Raw genomic sequence first — 22,863 nt, forward strand, 5'->3', positions numbered from 1 at the left:
AATGAAGAAAGATCTCACGTTAAAGTTATTTGGACCCCCTAAGGTTGTTTTCAATCAGAAAGATATTCGGTTTTCTTTTTCGAAGATGGAGGCCTTGCTTTATTATTTAGCGGTCATGGGCCAAGTCAACCGTGATGAAATAGCCGGTATCCTTTGGGGAGATAAGGAAAACCAAGTAGCTCGCAAAAACTTACGGAATACGGTTTACCAAGCCAATAAAATCTTTGAAGAAGATATCATTGTCTCACCAAGCCGAAGTAGTTTGGCTCTTAATCCTGAGTTGAGTCTTTCTTTGGATGTTCAGCTCTTTGAAAGAGATCCACTAAGTTCCTTGGATCTTTATCGGGGAGACTTTCTAGAGGGCTTCTATGTCAAGGATGATGAAGACTTTGATCAGTGGGCTTCTCGCAAACGAGATGCTTATAGGAAGCTCTATGTCGAAAGCTGCTATCAAAAAATTGAAAAGGTCGGTTTCGGAGATCCTGGTATAGAACTCTTGCTCCATCATTTGGTAGAACTGGATGAATTTGAAGAGAAAAACTACCAACTCTTGATGGAGTATTATAGCTTCCATCATCAGCTAGGAAAATTTTTCGAGACCTATTATAAGCTAGTCGATTTATTGGATCGCGAGCTCAGTGTGCGTCCCAGTCGAGCGATTGAGGAACTTTATCACTCCGTTTTGGAAGCCAAACGAACTCATAAACTGACCAATCGCTTGAATATTCGTGAACTTTCTTTCTTTGGTCGGAAACAAGAACTCTCGCAACTCGAGGAATACCTTTCCTTAGTCGAGACAGGTGAAGCGGTAGGTCCTTTTCTCGTGATGGGGCAATCTGGAACAGGTAAGAAACGTCTGTTGCGACAGTTGGTCTTGATGTCCAATCGCAGTTTTAATTTTATTAAGGTAGAAGGAAGAGCTACTAGTCAACGCTACGAAGAAAGCAGCTGGAATGATCTCAGACAAGCGCTAGAGAAACTGGGGGATGAGATGGGGATTTCCCTTCTGGAAGAGGAGGATGATCTCATTTCTGTATGGAATCAGCTTCAAGGCCTTAGCAAAGAAAAACCGCTCCTGATTCTGCTTGAAAACGCCCAGTGGATCGATGCAGTGTCTCTAGAAAAAGTGAAACAACTAGAGGAGAGAAGAAACCAGGAGAAATGGCAACTGATTTTTACAGCGGAAGAGCCTCTGCCAGCTTCCTTTGTCAACTTCTTGGGAAGCTTGAAGGTAGAGAAACGGTTGTCTCAACTAGAGTTGACCAATTTTGATCCAAGTGAAAGTCGTGCTCTCTTGAAAGGGGAACTGGGAGCAATAGAGCCTGCAGTGATGGAGCAGATGATCGAATGGAGTGAAGGCAGTCCATTCTTACTGTCCAGCTATATCGAAGAGTGGAAAGAAAATGAAAATTTAGAACCCTTGCCTGATATCATTCAAGCCTATCTTTCTCAGGAACTTGGGGATATGAGCAGTGAGGAAGAGGCTCTTCTACACTACCTATCTTGTTTTCATAAGCCAATTTCTCTGTCTATCTTGGCAGAATTGACGGCTACAGAGCTTCCTGTTTTGACAGAATTAATCGAGCCTTTATCTGAAAGAGCGATCGTCTCAATCGTAGAAGAAGGCGAGGCTCTCTTGGTTCAATTTTGCAAGCAATTGGTAGCCATGTACTTTTACCATCTTCTTTCGCCAGCTAGACGGCGGCTCTTCCACCAACAAATTGCGCAAAAATTGGAAGAAAGCTTAGAAGATTCGACGGACCTTCTTCTTTATAAGGAAATTGCCTACCAATATAAGCGATCGCAAAATCTTTTGCGTTCCTTATCGTTTGAGTTGACCTATTTAGAAGAAATCCTTCAGCTGGAACATGAACTGTTTCCGATTTATTCCAAGGCAGATGAGGGGCTCCTATCAGATGGTTCAAATAGTCATTTGGACATTTTTGGAGAGCTATCCCGCATACACCAAGAATTAGATAACCTCTTTTCAAGGCACCAAAGAGATAGAGAATACAAGCATTTACAACTTCGTTACTTGTACCTAGAAGGTCGCTATTTTATTCGAAGTGGGGAGTATCAAAAGGGGATTCATGATATCCAAAAAGTCATCTCCTATGCGCGGGAACTCAAGCAATCCGACTTCCTCTTAGAGGGTTATCGGCAAATCATTTATTATTGCATTCAAACGGAAAATATCTCTGAGATGGCCTATTATACAGATTTGGCTTTGGAAGATGCCATCCAAGCTAATAATCATGAGGTCATCGCGATCCAGTTGCGTTTGAAGGGCTTGTATCACCTGATGGTTGGGGATGAGGAGCAGGCGACCCGGCATCTGTATCGCTCCATTGATTGCTTTAGTTTGACCAATAGCATGCAGGCCAAGTATGCCATTCAAATTGCGGCTTCTTTGGCCTACCTCGCTGAAATCGAGCAAGTGAGAGGCCATTTCCAAGTAGCCGTCACCCACTTAGAAGAGGTTCTGCGTTTAGTGGGAGATCAAGCTGTTGATTCCGTCCGCGTCGTCTTTGATATTGATCTTGGGATCGCCTATTATTGGAAGGGAGATTTGATCCAAGCTCGCCGCTGTTTTGACAGAGCACAGAAGATTTTGTTCAGTGTTCGCTTCCCTTGGAAGGAAGAATTGCTCGAATTTTACCAATCCTTGATTGCTTGTCAGCAAGGGGATCAGGAGAAGGTTGCGGATTATCTGGCTCGAAAAGAAAGGACGATGAATCCATCTGCTAATTCACGGGATAAGGGGATGGTTCATTATCTATTAGCTTTCTTATCTGATCAAAAGGAGAAGGGGGAAGAGCTCGATCCTGCCCTGAGCACCTTCTTGAAAGAAGATAAGAATTACTACAAGAAAGTGGCAGAACAACACTTGAATCCTTACAGAGATCGTCAGTTTCTTAAGAAATTAAAAGACCTGTAGTGTCTCTTATCTAAATCATAAGTGAAGGATAAGAGGCCATGCCTCCTTTCAGGCAAAGATCATTGTGTCTGAAAACGAAGAAAAAGCATAGAAATACCCTAGCAATGAGTGTTTCTATGCTTTTTATGTGTGTAGAAATCTTCTTAGTTCAGTTTTTGTTGCGCCAATATTTGGGTCAAGTAAAAGATAAAGGTCGCAGCAAGGTTTGAAGTATGGTTGTCTATGTCATGAGGAGGAGAAACTTCCACGACATCAAATCCGATTAGTTTGCCACTGGCAGCAATGTGTTGGAGAAGCAGGAGGGCCAGTTTAGGATCGACACCAAGTGATTGGATGGCACTAACACCGGGAGCAGAGCCGACTGCAAAGCAATCCATATCAATAGACAGATAGATCGCGGTTTGGTTTTCTAAAAATTGATCGATTCGATCCAGAATGGCTTGGTGGCTCATCTGGAAGAGGTCTTGGCCAGTTAAAAAATCAATACTTGGTGTTTTAGCAACGTAATTAAAGAGGAAGAGGTTATTATTGTGCTCTTGGATCCCAAGGATGAGGTAAGGGAAGTCCTGCCCTTTTTCTTTCGCATGATCAGCCATTTGACGAAAACCTGTTCCAGAGTTGGGCCCGGTTTGGTCGTAAGGACGCAAATCAAAGTGGGCATCCAGATTGATCACAGCCAGTTGTTCATCTTTTTCTAAACTGGATTGAATCCCTAGATAGTGGCCGTAAGCAGTTCCGTGACCGCCTCCTAGGACAATAGGTTGGATCCCTAATTGGTACATGCGCTGGATCGCTTGTGAGAGACTTTCTTGGAGTTCTTCTAGTGAATGGTTGGGCCCGTCAATATTTCCCACATCATACACTGTGACATTGGTTCCCCAGTGCCATGGAAGTTTAGCGATTTGAGAACGGATGGCTGTAGGACCCTCAACCGCTCCTACACGCCCGTTGTTGATATAGACTCCTTTGTCGCTCTTAAAGCCGATGATCCCAAAGGTCATCCCCTCAAATGGAGTGAGGGTCTCGTCGTTCAGGTCTAAAAATTTGGTGACCATTCCCCATTTGGCAGTGTAGGGATTGTCCTCGATGCTACCTTGGTAGTAGCTGTAGGTCATTGGATAGTAGTTTGTGAGCAAGCTTGTCGCCTCCCTTATTTTTCTGAAAGCAGGCAGAGGCTGAGAAGATCGCCAGCCTCTGTTTTTGCTTTATTCTTACTGTATCAGTATTGAATGCTTAAGTCAACTGCTTTTTCGATGGTTGCTAAGAATTCTTCGCTTTCGACAACAGCAGATGCTTTATTAAGTTCTTCAAAGATTTCGATATCTTTGTCAAATTCAATGAAGTTCAGTTTTTGACGAATCAGCTCATAAGCTGGTTTTGTACCTTTACCAAGTTCATGATTTTCTGGCTTGAGATCCAAGGCTTGGCAAGCTGCCATGATTTCAGTAGCAACGATGCGACGTGAGTTTTTAAGAATTTCTGCTGCTTTACGAGCGGCAGTCGTTCCCATGCTGACGAAATCTTCTTGGTTTTCACAAGATGGAATAGAATCGACACTAGCAGGGTGAGCCAAAATTTTATTTTCCGATGCAAGGGATGCACAAGCATACTGGGTAATCATGAAGCCTGAGTTGAGTCCAGGGTGTTTGACTAAGAAGGATGGTAATTTACTGAGTTGGCTGTTGACCAAGCGTTCCACCCGACGTTCAGATACGTTCCCAATTTCAGAAAGGGCAATGCCTAAGAAGTCAAATGGTTGCGCCATTGGTTCACCGTGGAAGTTACCTCCTGAGATGACGTGTCCTTCTTTGGTAATGATTGGGTTATCTGTGACAGAGTTGATTTCGATTTCAACTTTTTCTTTTACGTAAGCAATAGAATCCTTGCTGGCTCCATGTATTTGAGGGATACAGCGAAGTGTATAAGGATCTTGTACCCGTTGTTGAGTCGCAACAGTGGTATTCTTACTTCCTTCAAGAAGGTTACGGATGTTGCGAGCAGTTGCCAATTGTCCACTTTGTGGGCGGATGGAATGAAGGTCTTCTTCGAATGGACTGGTAATTCCATTGTGAACTTCCATTGAGAGAGCACCAGCGATATCAGAGAGTTTGAGCAATTGGATACCATCATAAGTCGCAAGAGCACCGATACCGGTTAGGACAGTCGTACCATTGATCAAGGCAAGCCCTTCTTTGGCAGCTAATTGGATCTTTTCAATTCCAGCACGATCTAAGGCTTCTTGACCACTGAGAAGTTCTCCTTTGTAGTAGGCACGTCCAAGGCCCAACATTGGTAAAACCATATGAGAAAGAGGAGCAAGGTCTCCAGAAGCTCCGAGAGAGCCTTTTTCAGGGATATAAGGAGTGACTCCTTTGTTGAGCAATTCTAACAGTTTTTCAACGGTTGACAGACGAATGCCAGAATAACCTTTCAAGAGTGAGTTGATACGGATCAGCATGATGGCACGAACAGCATCTTCAGGAAGTGGATCACCGAAGCCAGATGAGTGAGTTCGGATCAGGTTTTCTTGCAGTTGAACAGTATCTTCTGGAGAGATGCTGACATTACAGAGGGAACCAAAGCCAGTGGTTACACCATAGACGACTCGTTTTTCCCGGACAATGTCATCAACGATTTTACGGGATGCGATAACGGCTTCTTTGGCTTGTTCATCAAGCTCACATTGGGCACCGTGCCGAGCGACAGCGATGACTTCTTCGAGTGTTAAGCTATTACCATCTAAATGAATCAATTGAGTCATATAAAACCTCCGATTATGAATAGTTGTTCTGTGGAAGTAGTGTTGTTTACTTCGGTTTGAATACCAAACATGGGCCCATTGTCTATTGATCTAAAAAAATTGAAAGGAGTCATAGAGAAAAGGGCTCAGGTTTGACATTCGTGGAGTCCTAGATGGGTTAGGGAGCAAAACCGAGCTTCACTCCCGTCTCTGTTCCCATCTAGTGTGTAAAGAAAATTAGTGAGGAAGGGTTTTCGATTTATGTAGTTTATCGCCGTGGAAAACAAAGTAGAGTCCACTTGCGATCACGAGACCGATGGCACCCCAAACAAAGTTCATTAGGTTGTCCCCTGCAATCATCAAGATACTGATCACAACAGCTAGAACTGGGATAACAGGACCAAATGGTACTCGGAAGGTAACCTTTTTGTCTGGGTACATTTTTCTGAGTTTGATGGCTGCCAAAGCAGTTGGAATGTATTGGAAGAAACGGAAGACAACACTGAAGGTTGCTAATGTTTCGAAAGAGCCAGATAACAAGAGTAAGAAGGCGAAGATACCAGAAATGATAATGGCAATGACAGGGGCATTCTTAGAGTTTGTTTTTCCAAGCCCTTCTGGCAAGAGTTTTTCAGTTGCTAATGCGGCACCAAAACGAGGGACCATGATGGATTCACCGATGTTTAGACCGGCGATTGAAATGAGGGCTCCGTAAGAAACGAGTGGAGCTCCGATAGGGCCAATCATTTCGACAAATGCGTCTTGTACTGGTGCACCAGTTTGCATAATGCGACCACCAAGCATGGCGATTGTTCCTGCGATGATCAACATGTAGAGAACAGATACAATACTGATAGAACCTAGAATAGCGCGGGGAACGTTCTTTTCAGGGTTGCGCATTTCCCCTGCAACGATAGACATGGTTTCAAATCCGATGAAACCGTAGAAGATGTAGACGGCTGTACTAGAAATAGAACTGAAGAGGTTTGTTCCACTTTCCAATTGAAGGAAAGGTGTGAAGTTGCCCTTGCTCACGCCACCGGGAATGAAGAAGATGGCAAAGAGTGAGAAGAGGACAATTGGAATTAATTTTGCAACAGTAGCTGTCAGAGTAAACATCTTAGAGGTTTTCAGACCGGCAATGTTCATCAGACTCAAGAGAATCAGCATACCGATACTGATCGGAAGGTTGTAGCCTTCAAATGCTGGGAAGGTGATGATGAAGATCTTAGCAAATCCGGCTAACATGGCAGCCCAAGCGATAACAGTAACGGCCCAACCGAGAATCCCAACGTTAAAGCCAACGAAGTCTCCGAAAGCGGCTTTTGAGTATTGCATGGCTCCACCGTTTTTGTCGAAGTAGCCAGCTGTTTCAGCCAGACAGGCTGATAGTAGCATGACGAGAATGGCAACCCCGAACATGACAGCTAGAGAAGCTGGTCCGAGGCCAGAATAAATTTTTTGAGGAAGGAGGAAGATACCAGATCCGATTACGGCGTTGATACCGTAAAGAGTGGCACCGCTAAAGCTGAATTTCGCTTTTTCTTGTTCCTCAATCGACTGTTTATGTGCTCCGTTCATAATGTTTCTCCTTTGTGAACATTATTGTAGTCCAGTCCAGATAGCAATCGGTTGCTCCCCAGACTGATGGGGTAAAAACGTGATTGTCATCTCTTGAAGAGGAGATGCTTGTTCGATCACCAGGAGCTCGTGAGTTTGGAGAGTTTGAGAATGATTGTTTCCCCATTCGAGTGTTAGTGGACAGAGAGCGTAGATCAATTGATAGCGACTCTGACTTTTGACACTCTCTTTTGGGGATATAGCACTCATATGCCCCTGATAAGAAGGTTTGTAAATCAAATTAAAGTCTTGACAAGTCCCTTGGCTAGATACAGGATCTCCCCCATCAAAGAAGTAGCTTTGAAAGGGGTTCAAAACCACTTCTTTCTGTTGATGGTTGAGTCGAATGGAGGCATTCAAGGGCATCAAGATTCGGTGGTAGCCCGTGAGATCGGTAAAGTTACTTTTTTCAACCTCTACCGTTGCAGTAGAGAGGCGGAAGTCAAAGGTCCGATCTGGATAGCTTCCTCCCTCTGGGGAGAGAAAGAGTTGGGTGGTTTGGCCACCGGACCAGGTAGAAATTTGATAATCTGCGGGGGTAAGATGAAGGAGAGTCACCATAGGACGCCTTCTTTCTTAAAAGAGACCAGTGATATTGCCGTGGGCATCGATATCAATCTTTTCACTGGCAGGAACTTTAGGTAGGCCAGGCATGGTCATAATGGTACCAGTGAGAGCTACGATGAAGCCAGCTCCGGCAGCCACCTTAAGGTTACTGATTTTAACTGTGAAATCTTTTGGTGCTCCCATCTTCTTCGCATCGTCTGAGAAGGAATATTGGGTTTTGGCCATACAGATTGGGTAGTTTGAGAAGCCAAGAGCTTCCAATTCTTTGAGTTCGCGTTTGGCCGCTGGTGTTAAGCTGATGCCTTTACCACCATAGACTTTTGTGACGATCTTGGTCAATTTTGTTTCAATGCTGTCTTCTTCGTCATAGACATAAGAGAAGTGGTTTTCTTCTTGAGCCAGTTGAATGACTTTTTCAGCCAAGTCACGACCACCAGCTCCACCATGTGCCCAGACATCTGAAATGACCACATCTACATGGCGTTTCTTACAAGATTCATAGACAGCTTCTAGCTCTGCTTCTGTATCCAGTGGGAATTTGTTAATGGCAACGACCACTGGTAGACCATAGACTTCTTGAATGTTGGCCAAGTGTTTGTCTAGGTTTGGTAGTCCATCGATAACGGCTTGGACATTTTCGGTAGCCAAGTCTGCTTTGGCAACTCCACCATGCATCTTGAGGGCTCGGATGGTTGCGACGAGGACTACGGCAGCAGGTTTGAGTCCGGCAATGCGGCACTTGATATCAATGAATTTTTCAGCACCTAAGTCTGCTCCAAAACCAGCTTCTGTCACAACATAGTCTGCATATTTGAGAGCTAGTTTAGTAGCCAGCACACTGTTACAGCCATGAGCAATATTGGCAAAAGGTCCGCCGTGGATGATAGCAGGAGTATGTTCTAAGGTTTGTACCAAGTTTGGATGGATGGCATCTTTGAGGACGGCTGCCATAGCACCTCCAGCCTTGAGGTCTTTAGCTGTGACTGGTTGTCCTTGGTAGTTGTACCCGATAATGATGCGATCGAGGCGTTCTTTGAGGTCAAGGATATTTTCTGAGAGACAGAGAATAGCCATGATTTCAGAAGCCACGGTGATGTCAAAGCCATCTTCACGAGGAACTCCGTTTGTTTTTCCTTGAAGACCATCGACAATATGACGGAGTTGGCGGTCGTTCATATCGACCACCCGTTTCCAGGTGATGCGACGAGAATCGATGCCCAACTCATTGCCGTGATGGATGTGGTTGTCAATCAAGGCTGCAAGCAAGTTGTTGGCAATCCCAATGGCATGGAAGTCTCCGGTAAAGTGAAGGTTGATATCTTCCATTGGAACCACTTGGGCGTACCCGCCACCGGCAGCTCCACCCTTGATCCCAAAAACAGGGCCAAGAGAAGGTTCGCGCAGGGCAATGACGGCTTTTTCACCAATAGCTGAAAGAGCATCGACCAAGCCAACAGAGGTGGTTGTCTTTCCTTCTCCAGCAGGTGTTGGTGAGATGGCTGTCACGAGGATTAGCTTTCCATCTTCCTTATCCTTGAGTTGTTCCAGTTGGTTGCTATCAATTTTTGCCTTGTATTTTCCGTAGAGCGAAATATCGTCTTCGGTCAATCCAAGTTCAGCAGCGATATCGGTGATGGGCTTCATTTGGACAGAATTGGCGATTTCAATATCCGATAAAACCATAGAATCCCTTCTTTCTTTATTTTTATTTGCTAGGTTTAAGATAGACTTTCTAAAATGGTTTGGTAAATGTTATCTGCAAGATCAGAACCGGTTTGGAGGAGTTCGAGTCCCTTGCTATGGTATTCTTGGACGAAGTCTTGGTCCTTGATTCCTGAAATGTTGATCAAGACATTGAGCCAAGCACCTTGAAGGCCAGCTTTAAGATTCAGAGCAGCTACCCCTAGGTCACTAGCCGCATTGGTGTTGGACTTGCCAACAGCTTCTTTGGTGGTTTCAAGAGCCTCAACGATGAGCTCCATCATAGAGAAAGGAGATACTGTCGCGTGTTTCAAAGCTTTTTGCATGGCTTCACGACGAGCGGCTTTCTCTTCTTCCGTTTCTTTTGGAAGATCAAAGACAGCTGATACGACGTTGAAAGCTTCTGTATCTTTATCGATGGCTTCTAGTAATTGGTCTTGGAGTTGAGCGCTTTTTTCATGAACCCCTTTGATGTGGTCTTCAAATTCTGCGTATTTTTTCTTTCCAATGGTCAGTTCACAGACCATTTTTGTAAGGGAAATCCCATTCGCAGCAGATAGAGCAGCAGCAGAACCACCACCTGGAGCTGGAGCATCTGAACCAAGAACTTTGGCAAACTCCGTAATACTTAAGTCAACTAGTTTCATAGAACTCCCTTTCTAACCCAACAAGTGATTTTCCAAGACTTGTTTGCTGTAGTCAAAGTCTTCTAATTGTAAGTAGTATTCAGCAGAGTCGATCAAAGCCTTAGCAGGAGCCAGTCCAATGAGTTCTGTTCCGATGATGCGAACACCATAGCGTTGCGCTTCGAAACGAACGGTTTCCACAACACGATACAATGGGAATTGTTCCAAGTTGACCATATTGATGGAGACTTGGGCGATGTTGCGATCTTCTAGCATGACACCGATCGCTTTACAGTATTTGTATCCACCGCTTGATCCACGAATGATTTTAGAAATCTTATTGGCAATCTCTAGATCGTCTGTATCAAGGTTGATATTGAAAGCAACGAGTGGCATCCGGACACCGACAGCTGTAACCCCTGCAGTTGGGTGAATCTTGCGTTCACCGTAGTCTGGCTTCCAGTCTTCTTCCAACAATTTTTCTGGCATTCCTTCAAATTGTCCTTTACGCACTTTCGCCAAGTTCTTCCGTTCTGGGCGAGTTGCAGCATCTTCATAAAGGAAGATTGGAATACCTAATTCACGATTGATGCGTTCGGCTACTTTGTTAGCAATCTCAACGCATTCAGCTGTAGTGATATCTTTAACGGGAACGAATGGACAAACGTCTGTTGCCCCCATACGAGGGTGTTCGCCTTCGTGCTTGGTCATATCAATGTTTTCAGAAGCGTATTTCACCAATTGGAAAGCCACTTCTTGAATGCTTTCTTCATCCCCAACGAGTGTAAAGACGCTGCGGTTGTGACTGGCGTCAGACGAGTAGTCTAGTAAAGTGACACCTGGAATACTTTTTGCTGTTGCTGCTAATCCGTCGATCACAGCTTGATTGCGTCCTTCAGAGAAGTTTGGAATACACTCAACAATTTTTGCCATATGATTACCTCTTTTTATAGGAGAAGTTGGGGAGGAGGAGTCTTTGCATTTTCCTCCCCTTTCTCAGTTTTTATTTTTTGATGTTAAAACAATTTTTGAACGGCTTCTTTGACCAAATCTTCATCTGCCAGATACGGAATGGTGATGTGGTCTGTTCCTGCATGGAGACGGTTGTACTCGATCGCTGTTTCAATGGCATGGTTATTCCGTGCCCAGTTCCGACGAGCAACTCCACCCATAGTGTCCCAGGCAATGGCAGACTTGATGATTTCATCGATCCGGTGGCTACCGTCTAGGACGAGACCAAATCCACCGTTGATAGCTTTACCGATACCAGTACCACCACCGTTGTGGAGAGCGACGAGACTCATACCGCGAGCAGCGTTACCAGCGTAACATTGAACCGCCATGTCACAAGTGACGTTCGAACCATCTTTGATGTTTGATGTTTCACGGAATGGAGCATCTGTACCAGATACGTCGTGGTGGTCACGTCCGATCATGACCGGTCCGATCTTGCCTTGGCGAATGAGTTCATTGAATTTCAATGCAATGTTGACACGGCCCATGCAATCTTGATAGAGGATACGAGCTTGTGTACCAACCACCAATTGGTTCTTTTCAGCATCGCGGATCCAGTTGTAATTGTCGCGGTCTTGGTAGCGACGAGTTGGATCGATCGCTTCCATAGCTGCATGGTCAGTAGCGATCAAGTCTTCGTGTTTACCGCTGAGGCAGACCCAACGGAATGGACCATAACCATAGTCAAAGAGCATAGGTCCCATGATATCTTCTACATAAGATGGCCAAATGAAGCCGTCCTTGTCATCCAAACCATTCTTAGAAATTTCCTTGATGCCTGAGTCGTAAACGGATTTCATGAAGGCATTACCATAGTCGAAGAAGTAGGTGCCTTTAGCAGTCAAATCTTTAATCACTGCGAAGTGACGAGCCAAGGTTTCATCTACCAAACGATGGAAGGTTTCTTTGTCTTCTGCCAACAAACGTGTCCGTTCTTCAAAGCTGATACCAACTGGGCAATAGCCACCATCATAGACGTTGTGGCAAGAGGTTTGGTCAGACAAGAGATGAACGTGCACTTGGTGTTCATTGACATATTCAAGCAAGTCTACGATATTACCATGGTAGGCAATCGAAGTGGATTCACCAGCTTCCAGTGCTGCTTGAGCCAATTTCACAGCTTCTTCGGCACTGTCGGTCACTTGGCTAATCCAACCTTGAGAGTGACGCGTTTCGATCCGAGAGCGGTCGACTTCAGCGACAATGGCAACCGCTTTTGCAATTTCAGCTGCTTTCCCTTGAGCGCCGCTCATCCCACCGAGACCAGATGAAATGAAGAGTTTACCGGTCAAGTCGCCATCATCAGCCACACCGAGTTTGAGACGACCAGCATTGAGAAGGGTGTTGAAGGTACCGTGAACGATCCCTTGAGGGCCGATGTACATCCAGCCACCAGCCGTCATTTGACCGTAGTTGGTTACTCCCATTTCTTCAGCGATTTCCCAGTCGCGCATGTTGTCATATTCACCGATCAAGAGACCGTTGGTAATGATAACGCGAGGAGCTTCTGGTTTCGATTTAAAGAGGCCAAGAGGGTGACCAGATTCAACGACCAAGGTTTGGTCTTCTGTCATCACTTCCAAGTATTTCTTGATCAAGTTGTATTGCATCCAGTTAGCACAGACAGATCCTGTTTCCCCATAAGTGACCAATTCATATGGATAAAGAGCAATTTCAAAGCTCAAGTTGTTGTCAATCATGACCTGCATAGCCTTAGCAGCAGTGCATTTTCCTTTGTACTCATCGATTGGTTTTCCATAGATGCGATCTTTTGGGCGGAAGCGATAGCCATAGATCCGACCGCGAGTTCTCAGTTCTTCCAGAAATTCTGGAATCAACTCTTGGTGGAATTTTTTAGGAATGTAACGCAAAGCATTTTTAAGGGCAATTTCAGTCTGAGCTTGCGTTAAGCGGAAGCCTCTATCAGGTGCACGACGGATGCCTTCTTGAAAAGTCGCCTTTTCAGGTAGGACATCAAAGTCAAGTTTGACAGACATAGCAGCTGCAATTTCTTTCTCGTCTATAAATGACATAGCAGAACCCTCCTTATAGTTGGACTGTGAATTTATATTTTCTTTATTGTATCGAAGAAACGTCAATAAAGAGTCAAAAAAAAATATAATTTTTAATAAAGCAAAAAAAAATGAGGGAAAAACTTTTTGACTTTTTTTTGACGCTTTTCCTGTAGAATTGTAAAATGAATAACAATGGAAATAGAAAGGAATGTTTCATATGTCTGCTGATATCCTATTAACCCACTTTAACCAATTGTTTTGTCCAAATGATCTAGGCCATCCTCTCTATGGCAAGGAGATGGCAGAGGCAACAATTCTTTCCGATGCTTATATCGCCATTAAAGATGGAAAGATTCTTGCAGTTGGGACAGGTCAACCAGATCCAGAACTGATCGATGACCATACGGAAGTCAAATCCTGTGAAGGAAAAGTTGCGACTCCTGGTTTAATTGACTGCCACACTCACTTGGTCTATGGAGGTAGTCGTGAACATGAATTTGCGAAAAAATTAGCGGGTGTTTCTTACTTAGACATCCTCGCCCAAGGCGGTGGAATTCTGAGCACGGTTCGGGCGACACGGGAAGCTTCTTTTGACAATCTCTATGACAAGTCCAAACGACTGTTGGATTACATGTTGCGTCATGGGGTGACTACTGTCGAAGCCAAGAGTGGCTATGGTTTGGATTGGGAAACTGAAAAACGCCAACTAGATGTAGTAGCTGCCTTGGACCGTGACCATGAAATTGATCTGGTATCAACCTTTATGGCAGCCCATGCGATCCCAACAGAGTACAAGGGTCGTTCCCAAGAATATTTAGATCTCATTGTGGAACAAATGCTTCCCAAAGTGAAGGAAGAAAAACTAGCTGAGTTCTGTGATATCTTCTGTGAAAAAGGTGTCTTTACAGCAGATGAATCTCGCTATCTTCTTTCAAAAGCTAAGGAGATGGGCTTCAAGCTACGGATTCATGCCGATGAGATCGAGTCCATTGGTGGTGTTGATGTGGCGGCTGAATTGGAATCTACCAGCGCAGAACACTTGATGGTGATTACCGATGAAGGTATTCAAAAACTAGCAAAAGCCAAAGTCATCGGCAATCTATTACCAGCTACAACCTTCAGCCTCATGGAAGATACCTATGCACCGGCTCGTAAGATGTTGGACGCTGGCATGGCCATCACCCTGACAACAGATAGCAACCCAGGGTCTTGTCCAACAGCCAATCTCCAGTTTGCCATGCATCTAGGTTGCTTCATGATGCGCCTAACTCCAGTAGAAATTCTCAATGCAGTGACCATCAATGCGGCCTATTCAGTTGATCGTGCTAAAACAATCGGCTCTTTCGATGTTGGCAAACAGGCCGACATTACCATCTTTGACGCACCAAATCTAGATTATCTCTTCTATTTCTTTGCGACAAATCTCGTGACAGATGTCTACAAGAAAGGTCAAAAAGTCATTTAACTGACTCCATTTCATTTGGGACTTTGCTGGTTTGCAAAAATCAGCAAAGTCTTTTTTTAAAACGTATCCCTGTAGGGAATGGAACCACTTTAGTGGGAAATTAAAATTTGACGTTCAAAGAATATTTTTCTTACTTTCTAATGTACAAAAAGGGAAATTCTTGATAGAATAGAAGTAATATTGAATATTTTCTTCAATATCATCTGTTTGACTTGAAAACAGATTGTTTAAATTATTCATCAAACGAACAGGTTGTCCAACAGACCTGTCTAGAAATTGTGAGGAGACAAGATGACTGTCGATTATAACAGCAAAGCTTACTTGGATAAAGTAGACGCTTGGTGGCGTGCAGCCAACTACATTTCAGCTGCTCAAATGTACTTGAAAGATAACCCATTGTTGAAGCGCGAAGTCGTTGAAAATGACTTGAAGGCTCACCCAATCGGACACTGGGGAACTGTACCAGGGCAAAACTTTATCTATGCTCACTTGAACCGTGCCATCAACAAATACGACTTGGATATGTTCTACATTGAAGGACCAGGTCACGGTGGACAAGTAATGGTATCTAACTCATACTTAGATGGTTCTTATACTGAATTAAATCCAAACATCCCACAAAATGAAGAAGGCTTCAAACACTTGTGTAAGATCTTCTCATTCCCAGGAGGAATCGCTTCTCACGCAGCGCCTGAAACACCAGGATCTATCCACGAAGGTGGAGAACTTGGTTATGCCCTTTCTCACGCTGCTGGTGCTGTATTGGATAATCCAGATGTGATTGCTGCCACAGTTATCGGTGACGGTGAAGGAGAAACAGGTCCATTGATGGCTGGTTGGTTGTCAAATACCTTCTTGAACCCAGTCAACGATGGGGCTATCCTTCCAATCTTCTACCTCAATGGTGGGAAGATCCACAACCCAACCATCTTCGAACGCAAAACAGACGAAGAATTGGCCCTCTTCTTTGAAGGTCTTGGTTGGAAACCAATCTTTGCGAATGTCACTGCAATTTCAGAAGACCACGAAGCTGCACACGCTTTGTTCGCTGAAAAATTGGACGAAGCAATTGAAGAAATCAAGAAAGTCCAAGCAGAAGCTCGTAAAGGTTCTGCTGAAGAAGCAACTCAACCAGTTTACCCTGTCTTGATTGCTCGTATTCCTAAAGGTTGGACTGGTCCAAAAGCATGGGAAGGCACACCAATCGAGGGTGGATTCCGTGCGCACCAAGTGCCAATCCCAGTAGATGCTCACCACATGGAGCATGTTGATGCTCTTCTTTCATGGTTGGAATCTTACCGTCCAGCTGAATTGTTCGACGAAACTGGTAAACTAGTTCCTGAAATTGCTGAAATTGCACCAAAAGGTGACCGTCGCATGGCGATGAACCCAATCACAAATGCTGGTGTGATCAAACCAATGAACACAGCTGATTGGAAGAAACATGCCCTTCAATTCAACACACCAGGTGAAATCATGGCTCAAGACATGATCGAATTTGGTAAGTATGCGGCAGACTTAGTAGATGCGAACCCAGATAACTTCCGTATCTTCGGTCCAGACGAAACCAAATCAAACCGTCTTCAAGAAGTCTTCACACGGACAAGCCGTCAATGGTTAGGACGTATGAAACCAGACTACGATGAAGCCTTGAGCCCTGCTGGTCGTGTCATTGACTCTCAATTGTCAGAGCACCAAGCAGAAGGAATGCTTGAGGGATATGTCTTGACAGGTCGTCATGGATTCTTCGCTTCTTACGAATCCTTCCTTCGTGTTGTGGATTCTATGATCACTCAACACTTCAAATGGTTGCGTAAGTCTAAGACACATACAACATGGCGTAAAAACTACCCAGCCTTGAACTTGATTGCAACTTCAACTGTCTTCCAACAAGACCACAATGGTTACACTCACCAAGATCCAGGTATCTTGACTCACTTGGCAGAAAAAACTCCTGAATATATCCGTGAGTACTTGCCAGCAGATACCAATAGCTTGCTTGCAGTGATGGATGAAGCCTTCAAGGGAGAAGATGTGATCAACTTGATCGTTTCTTCTAAACACCCACGTCCGCAATTCTACTCAGCAGCTGAAGCAGAAGAATTGGTTCGTGAAGGATACAAGGTGATCGATTGGGCATCAACTGTTTCAGCAGATGAAGAGCCAGATCTTGTTATTGCAGCCGCGGGTACTGAGCCAAACCTAGAAGCTCTTGCTGCCATTACAATCTTGCACAAAGCCTTCCCAGAATTGAAGATCCGCTTTGTCAACGTTATCGACATCTTGAAATTGCGTCACCCATCCGTTGATGCGCGTGGACTTTCAGATGAAGAGTTCGACAAAGTCTTCACAACTGATAAACCAGTCATCTTTGCCTTCCATGGTTACGAAGGCATGATCCGTGATATCTTCTTCAACCGTTACAACCATAACCTTCGTGTGCATGGTTACCGTGAAAACGGGGATATCACCACACCATTTGATATGCGTGTGATGTCTGAGTTGGATCGCTTCCACTTGGCACAAGATGCAGCTAATGCAGCTCTTGGAGCAGAAGCAGCTGAATTCGCAGCTCAAATGGATGAAACAATCGCCTTCCACCATGACTACATCCGTGAAAACGGAGACGACATTCCAGAAGTTCAAAACTGGAAATGGGAAAACGTGAATAAATAAGAAAAGAGAGTGGGACAGAAATCGGTAATTCGTTAGAATTCGATTTCGTCGTCCCACCTCCGCACAGTTGAGTAGGGCTGTAAAAGCTGATGAAATCAGCGTAGTAGAGCCCACTCAACCACTGCGTCTTGCTCGACAATCCAAAAATAATTGAGAGGCTAGGACTTTTGTCCCAGCCTCTTTTGTGATGAACAGCAAGTAACAAAAGGAAGAGACTGAAAATAGATGTTCGGAAATCAAGCGTTTTCCAATAAAATTGTAAGAGTTTCCAGGAAAATATTGAAGTAAAAACGAAAAAATAGTAAAATGGAAGAGCTGATTGCAGCAAATCAACTGTTCTGCGTTCTCCTTTTTGGAGAAGTATCCTACATTAGAAAATGGAGTATTCTATGAAGAAAAAAATTATCTTGAAAAGCAGTATCCTAGCGGTCGCTGCGGGTCTTAGTGTTTTTGCGATCAATAGCGTTTTTGCAGACGAATTGCCCGTGCAGTTTATGGGCGTCAATGACTTCCACGGTGCCTTGGAACAAACAGGGACAGCTCGTTTAGAAGGTGAAACTGTGAAAAACGCAGGAACAGCCCCACTTTTGGCAACCTATTTGAACGATTCGCAAAAAGACTTTGAAACAGAGAATGCAGGAACGCCTAATGCCAGCATCCGTGTGCAAGCGGGAGATATGGTTGGCGCTAGTCCAGCCAACTCTGCCCTCCTTCAAGATGAACCAACTGTAAAAGTCTTCAATGAAATGAACTTTGAATACGGAACTCTTGGTAATCACGAGTTTGACGAAGGACTTGGTGAATTCAACCGGATCATGAAGGGAGAAGCCCCAACACCTGGTCAATTCAATAAGATCGTCGATGAGTATCCTCATGAAGCTTCAAAACAAGAAGTTGTAATTGCCAACTTGGTTGACAAAGATACCAATAAAATCCCATTTGACTGGAAACCTTATACCATCAAAGAAATCCCAGTCAACGACAAGACCGTTAAGGTCGGATTTATCGGGGTTGTTACGACAGAATTCCCAAATCTTGTTTTGCGTAAAAATCACGAACAATACCGTGTTTTGGATGAAGCAGAATCGATTGCTAAATATGCGCGTGAATTAAATGACCAAGGTGTGCATGCTATCGCTGTCTTGGCCCACGTTGCTGCCACTAGTAAGAATGGTGTAGCAGAAGGTCCTGCTGCAGATATGATCAAAAAATTAAACCAAATCTATCCTGAAAACTCAGTGGATATCGTCTTTGCAGGTCACAACCACCAATATACAAACGGGATGGTTGGAAATACCTTGATCGTTCAAGGTACCTCTCAAGGGAAAGCTTACTCGGATGTCCGTGGGGTCCTAGATACAGATACAGCTGACTTTGTCAAAGCTCCAACTGCTAAAATTATTGCGGTGGATCCATCGAAAGGCAAAGCAAAAGATGCCAAGGTTCAAGCGATCATCGATGACGCCAATGCGACGGTTAAAAAGGTAACAGAAGCAAAAATCGGTACAGCAGACAAGGCTGAAAATATTACCCGTGAGTTGAATGCGCAAAAAGAAAGTGCTGTTGGAGATTTGGTCACAGCAGCGCAACTAGATATTGCCAAAAAATCAGGTTATCCGGATGTTGACTTTGCCTTCACCAACAATGGAGGAATCCGTGCAGACCTCGTGGTGAAACCAGACGGAACAGTAACTTGGGGTGCAGCTCAAGCGGTGCAACCATTTGGAAATATCCTTCAAGTAGTTGAAATTACTGGAGACCAAATCTACAAGGCATTGGACCAACAATATGATGAGAAAGAGCTTTACTTCTTGCAAATGGCAGGGATCAAGTACACCTATACGAAACCAGCTGATGCAACAGAAGAAAATCCATATAAGGTCGTGAAAGCTTACAAGGCAGATGGAACTGAAATTGATCGCAACAAGACCTACAAGGCGATTATCAACGACTTCTTGTATGGTGGCGGAGATGGCTTCTCAGTCTTCCGCGATACAAAATTGATCGGTGCGATTAATCCAGATACTGAAGTCTTTATCCAATACATCGAAGATGTGAATAAGGCAGGGAAGAAGTTGTCTGCTTCAATCTTGGGCAATAAGACCTTTGTGGAAAAAGTGGAAGAAGAAACACCAACTCCAGAACCACAACCACAACCTCAACCAACTCCAGAACCACAGCCAGCGCCAGTTGATCCAGTAAGTCCTGTAAATCCAGTTCATCCTGTAGCTCCAGTGTCTCCTGTTACCCCAACTCCTCAACCTGAAAGCCCAGTAAGCCCAGCTCAACCAGCTGCAAGCGAAACAAAAGAAGTGGCAACAAACAAACCAGTCGCTGTCACTTATCATACAGGTGGTCAAGCGGAAGTAGTTGCTACACCAGCAACCGGTCTTCCAAAAACAGGTCAAGAAGAATTGGCTTCAACCGTCCTTAGCCTCTTTGGCATGACCTCACTAGCTTTAGCAGGCTTTGTAGCCAGCAAAAAACGCGAAGGCTAAGTTCTTCATCCGTTAACTTACCCTAAAAAACGTCCGTTCTATAAAGAAACGGACGTTTTTGATCTTAGGCTGTTTTCTCCACCCAGACACTGCGGACAAAGAAGAGGCTGATCAGAGCTAGTGCTAGAAAGGCGACTCCAAGGTAATAATAGGGTTGATCCATTGTGGTAGATCGACCAGAGAGGTTGACAATCCCTCGGTAGAGGGCTCCGGCTGTTAGCGTAGCCACTCCTGAATTCCAAAGATTGAGACTCAGGCGAGAGAGGCCTTTCACCATCAACTGTAGAAGCACTAGTAGGGCGCCACCGATCAAAGGAATCAAGAAGAGGTAGTGCATGAAGGCAGAGGTTTCGCCAAAACTAAAGTGTTCATAGATGCGACTTCCGACAAAGAAGAAAGCTGAAATCAGAGTGTACCAGAGAATCGTTTTTTTCAACCGTTGTTTAATAGGATTAGTAACCGATGTAGACAATGTCACTCACCGCCCTTTCTGAGATAGTACCATTTGTTGTTGGTTTGTTAATGACTTGGCCATTGAAGTAAAGGGTAGAAGATCCACCCCCATCCAGGTTGTAGGCTGTTTTAACGCCATACGATTTCATCACTTCCGCTAATTGGTAGAGAGAAAGCCCTTCACTTTCTGAAGTCCGTCCGTCTGACACGACGATAATGTAGTGGTTTTCATCGATGATCCCAATCGCTGTCCGTGGGTTGGATGCCATAGATTGCCCGACCTCTGAGTTGGTATCGATGGTAATTTCTCCATTTTCAACTAAGGAAGGACCGAAAGCGAGGAGATTGACGACCCCGTCCTTGACCAATTGATCCGCAGAGATCTCATCTTCGTAGATAATTTTGAAGGATCCATCCTTGTAAATGGCTAGGTCCCCATTGCTTGAATCTTCCCGAACGGTATCTCGGTAGACCACTCCATTTCGGATGACGTATCCTGTACTGTTAGCCCCGTAATAGTCACCATTCACTGCCAGAATGGCACTGTTGTTGGCGGCTGTGACAGAGGTCTTAGCAGTCACGTTGGTTCCGTAAGTATTTTGTGCAAAGGCTGTTTTGAGGTAGTCAGATGAGCTGACTGTGATATCTGCGATGTAAACCTGGGTATTTTCAACCGTTTTTTCTGTTAGGCTCACCTGGATATTGTCATCTGAATAGCTAGTATCGGTCGTTGTAGCCGATGCAGCTGCTTTTTTGGCTGCCTTGGTGTCCGTAGTCGTAGCTTTTACAGTTTGGATGGCATCGGATAAGACAAAGGTCTTGAGCATCGAGTAGCTAAAACTGCTGGTCAAAAGAAGGCCAAAGCAGGCAGCATAGGTGTAGGATTTTTTAAAGAATTTCATGGTGGGGAGCAGTCCTTTCTTTGAAGATCACTTTTTTCTGGATCACCCATGAGACCAGAAAGAGGAGGAAGCCGACAACAATCTTACTGATCAGGAGATTGAGCCCGAAAGCAGTATAGAAGAGTCGAATCAAGAGCGTATCGAGAATAAAGAGGCCAAGAGCTAGGCCAAAGTAGCCACTTCCAGTTTTAGCGACGCTGTCTTTGTTCTTAAAGACTAGGTGCTTATTGGTCGAGTAGTTAAAGATGGAACTCGTTACACGAGCGATCCCATTGGCTAGGAGAATACGTAGACTAATGGGCACGGCCATCATCACGAAGAGGAAGAAGGCGTAGACCAGATAGTCAACGATAAAACTACTCAGAGAGGAGAGGGCAAACTTGAACATGTCCTTGTAGATCATGAGGCCATCTCGAATAGGTCGGAAGTGGGAGCCTTCGTTGTCATTGATGTAGACCGTCTCGATGGGAACTTCCACGATGGGGAAGGACTTGCTTGCTGCAAGGAGAACATTCATCTCATACTCATAGCGCTGTCCTTCAACCTCAAGCATGAAAGGCAAGAGATTCGTAGTGAAAGCCCGTAAGCCTGTTTGGGTATCGCTGACCGCCACTCCGGTTTGTTGCTTAAACAAGAAGCGGGTCAATTTATTCCCGAAAGCAGAACGCAAAGGAACTTTTCCAGAGAAGGCGCGTGCTCCTAGAATAAGTGCTCCAGGATGCTCTTGAGATTGGTTAACAACCCTGAAAATATCCCAAATTTTGTGCTGACCGTCTGCATCAGCTGTAACAATGCTTCCATAGGTACCTCTTTCTAGGATGTAGGCATAAGCAGTCTTGAGAGCTTGCCCTTTTCCTTGGTTGTGCTCATGAGTCAGAACTGTCGCAAGACCCTCTAATTTGTCAAAAATTACTTTCTTGTCAGCGTCACTCCCATCGTCGACAACGATGATGTGGAGATCGCTCTTAGCGTGGACCAAGCGAACCAGTTTGACAAGATTCAGATCTGGTTGATAGGCGGGGATGATAAGATAATTCATAATCGTTCCTCGTTTCTTGAGATTTGTTGTAGCTAGTATAAAGACTCAAGCTTAAAGCTAACTGATATCAGTTTTCTTTAAGGAAAGAGGAGAAAGAAGGGAAAGAGTTTTTTCTATAAAATGTCATATTTTAGGACATTTCTTTCTTTTTTCTCGAAGGGGACGTCCAGAATCATTTTTCAAATCCTAAAGATAATTCTTGCCTTTGTTCGAAAAGTCTGGTATAATAGTTTCTTGTGAGTAAACCTCACTTACCCCTTGCAAAGACAGGGGGTCATTAGTCCAAAAGGAGGAACATTATCAATGGCTAAATACGAAATTCTTTATATTATTCGTCCAAACATTGAAGAAGAAGCTAAAAACGCTTTGGTAGCACGTTTCGATTCTATCTTGACTGACAACGGTGCAACTGTTGTTGAATCAAAAGATTGGGAAAAACGTCGTCTTGCATACGAAATCCAAGATTTCCGTGAAGGACTTTACCACATCGTAAACGTTGAAGCGAACGACGCTGTAGCTCTTAACGAGTTCGACCGTCTTTCAAAAATCAACGGTGACATTCTTCGTCACATGATCGTAAAAGTTGACGCGTAAGAAATCATCAGAGGT

General features: G+C 44.4%; 16 protein-coding genes. 5 read left to right on the top strand and 11 right to left on the bottom strand.

From position 1 onward, the window contains the following. The first annotated feature begins 1 nt into the window (after position 1). Positions 2–2,938: an ATP-binding protein gene (locus SM123_RS02495; protein WP_320909768.1), complete on the top strand. Its 2,937-nt coding sequence runs from the start codon at positions 2–4 to the stop codon at positions 2,936–2,938. A gap of 143 nt (positions 2,939–3,081) precedes the next feature. Here SM123_RS02495 and hutG read toward each other — a convergent pair whose 3' ends face one another. From hutG to SM123_RS02535, 8 genes are all read right to left on the bottom strand, one after another. Further along, entirely contained in the window at positions 3,082–4,074 is a 993-nt protein-coding gene (gene hutG, locus SM123_RS02500; protein WP_024054987.1) for a formimidoylglutamase, read from the bottom strand. 83 nt (positions 4,075–4,157) lie between these two features. Then, positions 4,158–5,699 carry a histidine ammonia-lyase gene (gene hutH / locus SM123_RS02505; protein WP_031576511.1) on the bottom strand — a complete coding sequence of 514 codons (1,542 nt, stop codon included), beginning with the start codon at positions 5,697–5,699 and terminating at the stop codon, positions 4,158–4,160. A 216-nt stretch (positions 5,700–5,915) separates the two neighbouring features. Continuing rightward, positions 5,916–7,259 (bottom strand): APC family permease, encoded by a 1,344-nt coding sequence (locus tag SM123_RS02510; protein ID WP_049471849.1) that lies wholly within the window; start codon positions 7,257–7,259, stop codon positions 5,916–5,918. Positions 7,260–7,280: 21 nt separating this feature from the next. Continuing rightward, positions 7,281–7,859: a HutD/Ves family protein gene (locus SM123_RS02515; RefSeq protein WP_031576515.1), complete on the bottom strand. Its 579-nt coding sequence runs from the start codon at positions 7,857–7,859 to the stop codon at positions 7,281–7,283. Positions 7,860–7,874: 15 nt separating this feature from the next. Continuing rightward, positions 7,875–9,548: a formate--tetrahydrofolate ligase gene (locus tag SM123_RS02520; protein WP_049497965.1), complete on the bottom strand. Its 1,674-nt coding sequence runs from the start codon at positions 9,546–9,548 to the stop codon at positions 7,875–7,877. Between the two features lie 35 nt (positions 9,549–9,583). Continuing rightward, positions 9,584–10,213, bottom strand: coding sequence for a cyclodeaminase/cyclohydrolase family protein (locus tag SM123_RS02525; RefSeq protein ID WP_023919035.1), 630 nt, complete (start codon positions 10,211–10,213; stop codon positions 9,584–9,586). Between the two features lie 12 nt (positions 10,214–10,225). Further along, positions 10,226–11,125 (bottom strand): glutamate formimidoyltransferase, encoded by a 900-nt coding sequence (gene ftcD, locus SM123_RS02530; protein ID WP_003008641.1) that lies wholly within the window; start codon positions 11,123–11,125, stop codon positions 10,226–10,228. An 83-nt stretch (positions 11,126–11,208) separates the two neighbouring features. Further along, positions 11,209–13,239, bottom strand: coding sequence for a urocanate hydratase (locus tag SM123_RS02535; RefSeq protein WP_320909769.1), 2,031 nt, complete (start codon positions 13,237–13,239; stop codon positions 11,209–11,211). 199 nt (positions 13,240–13,438) lie between these two features. On the opposite strand from SM123_RS02535, the gene hutI reads away from it, so the two are divergent. The 3 genes from hutI to SM123_RS02550 all read left to right on the top strand — a co-directional run bounded on the left by hutI (position 13,439) and on the right by SM123_RS02550 (position 19,860). Beyond that, entirely contained in the window at positions 13,439–14,686 is a 1,248-nt protein-coding gene (gene hutI / locus SM123_RS02540; RefSeq protein ID WP_320909770.1) for an imidazolonepropionase, read from the top strand. Positions 14,687–14,977: 291 nt separating this feature from the next. Continuing rightward, entirely contained in the window at positions 14,978–17,362 is a 2,385-nt protein-coding gene (locus SM123_RS02545) for a phosphoketolase family protein (RefSeq protein WP_320909771.1), read from the top strand. Between the two features lie 389 nt (positions 17,363–17,751). Beyond that, positions 17,752–19,860, top strand: coding sequence for a surface-anchored 5'-nucleotidase (locus SM123_RS02550; RefSeq protein ID WP_195424388.1), 2,109 nt, complete (start codon positions 17,752–17,754; stop codon positions 19,858–19,860). A 64-nt stretch (positions 19,861–19,924) separates the two neighbouring features. Here SM123_RS02550 and SM123_RS02555 read toward each other — a convergent pair whose 3' ends face one another. The 3 genes from SM123_RS02555 to SM123_RS02565 are packed head-to-tail and all read right to left on the bottom strand — an operon-like array spanning position 19,925 to position 22,254. Beyond that, a complete protein-coding gene (locus SM123_RS02555; protein ID WP_049482999.1) occupies positions 19,925–20,332 on the bottom strand; it encodes a hypothetical protein in 408 nt (135 codons plus the stop codon). Further along, positions 20,313–21,215, bottom strand: a complete 903-nt coding sequence (locus SM123_RS02560) for a phosphodiester glycosidase family protein (RefSeq protein WP_320909772.1) — start codon at positions 21,213–21,215, stop codon at positions 20,313–20,315. Before SM123_RS02560 ends, SM123_RS02555 begins: the two co-directional genes overlap by 20 nt. Further along, entirely contained in the window at positions 21,202–22,254 is a 1,053-nt protein-coding gene (locus SM123_RS02565; RefSeq protein ID WP_320909773.1) for a bifunctional glycosyltransferase family 2/GtrA family protein, read from the bottom strand. Before SM123_RS02565 ends, SM123_RS02560 begins: the two co-directional genes overlap by 14 nt. 303 nt (positions 22,255–22,557) lie before the next feature. Between SM123_RS02565 and rpsF the strand changes: the two genes are divergently transcribed. After that, a complete protein-coding gene (gene rpsF / locus SM123_RS02570) occupies positions 22,558–22,848 on the top strand; it encodes a 30S ribosomal protein S6 (RefSeq protein ID WP_003005040.1) in 291 nt (96 codons plus the stop codon). The last annotated feature ends 15 nt before the right edge of the window (positions 22,849–22,863 follow it).

Origin of the sequence: Streptococcus sp. S5 (assembly GCF_034134805.1) — a bacterium.
Lineage (GTDB): Bacteria > Bacillota > Bacilli > Lactobacillales > Streptococcaceae > Streptococcus > Streptococcus lingualis.

Excerpts from the sequence above, each read along its gene's own strand:
- hutH (WP_031576511.1), bottom strand. The coding sequence starts at position 5,699 with ATGACTCAATTGATTCATTTAGATGGTAATAGCTTAACACTCGAAGAA.
- SM123_RS02550 (WP_195424388.1), top strand. The coding sequence starts at position 17,752 with ATGAAGAAAAAAATTATCTTGAAAAGCAGTATCCTAGCGGTCGCTGCG.
- SM123_RS02515 (WP_031576515.1), bottom strand. The coding sequence starts at position 7,859 with ATGGTGACTCTCCTTCATCTTACCCCCGCAGATTATCAAATTTCTACC.
- SM123_RS02560 (WP_320909772.1), bottom strand. The coding sequence starts at position 21,215 with ATGAAATTCTTTAAAAAATCCTACACCTATGCTGCCTGCTTTGGCCTT.
- SM123_RS02565 (WP_320909773.1), bottom strand. The coding sequence starts at position 22,254 with ATGAATTATCTTATCATCCCCGCCTATCAACCAGATCTGAATCTTGTC.
- SM123_RS02520 (WP_049497965.1), bottom strand. The coding sequence starts at position 9,548 with ATGGTTTTATCGGATATTGAAATCGCCAATTCTGTCCAAATGAAGCCC.
- SM123_RS02525 (WP_023919035.1), bottom strand. The coding sequence starts at position 10,213 with ATGAAACTAGTTGACTTAAGTATTACGGAGTTTGCCAAAGTTCTTGGT.
- SM123_RS02535 (WP_320909769.1), bottom strand. The coding sequence starts at position 13,239 with ATGTCATTTATAGACGAGAAAGAAATTGCAGCTGCTATGTCTGTCAAA.
- hutI (WP_320909770.1), top strand. The coding sequence starts at position 13,439 with ATGTCTGCTGATATCCTATTAACCCACTTTAACCAATTGTTTTGTCCA.
- SM123_RS02495 (WP_320909768.1), top strand. The coding sequence starts at position 2 with ATGAAGAAAGATCTCACGTTAAAGTTATTTGGACCCCCTAAGGTTGTT.
- SM123_RS02510 (WP_049471849.1), bottom strand. The coding sequence starts at position 7,259 with ATGAACGGAGCACATAAACAGTCGATTGAGGAACAAGAAAAAGCGAAA.
- ftcD (WP_003008641.1), bottom strand. The coding sequence starts at position 11,125 with ATGGCAAAAATTGTTGAGTGTATTCCAAACTTCTCTGAAGGACGCAAT.
- SM123_RS02545 (WP_320909771.1), top strand. The coding sequence starts at position 14,978 with ATGACTGTCGATTATAACAGCAAAGCTTACTTGGATAAAGTAGACGCT.
- rpsF (WP_003005040.1), top strand. The coding sequence starts at position 22,558 with ATGGCTAAATACGAAATTCTTTATATTATTCGTCCAAACATTGAAGAA.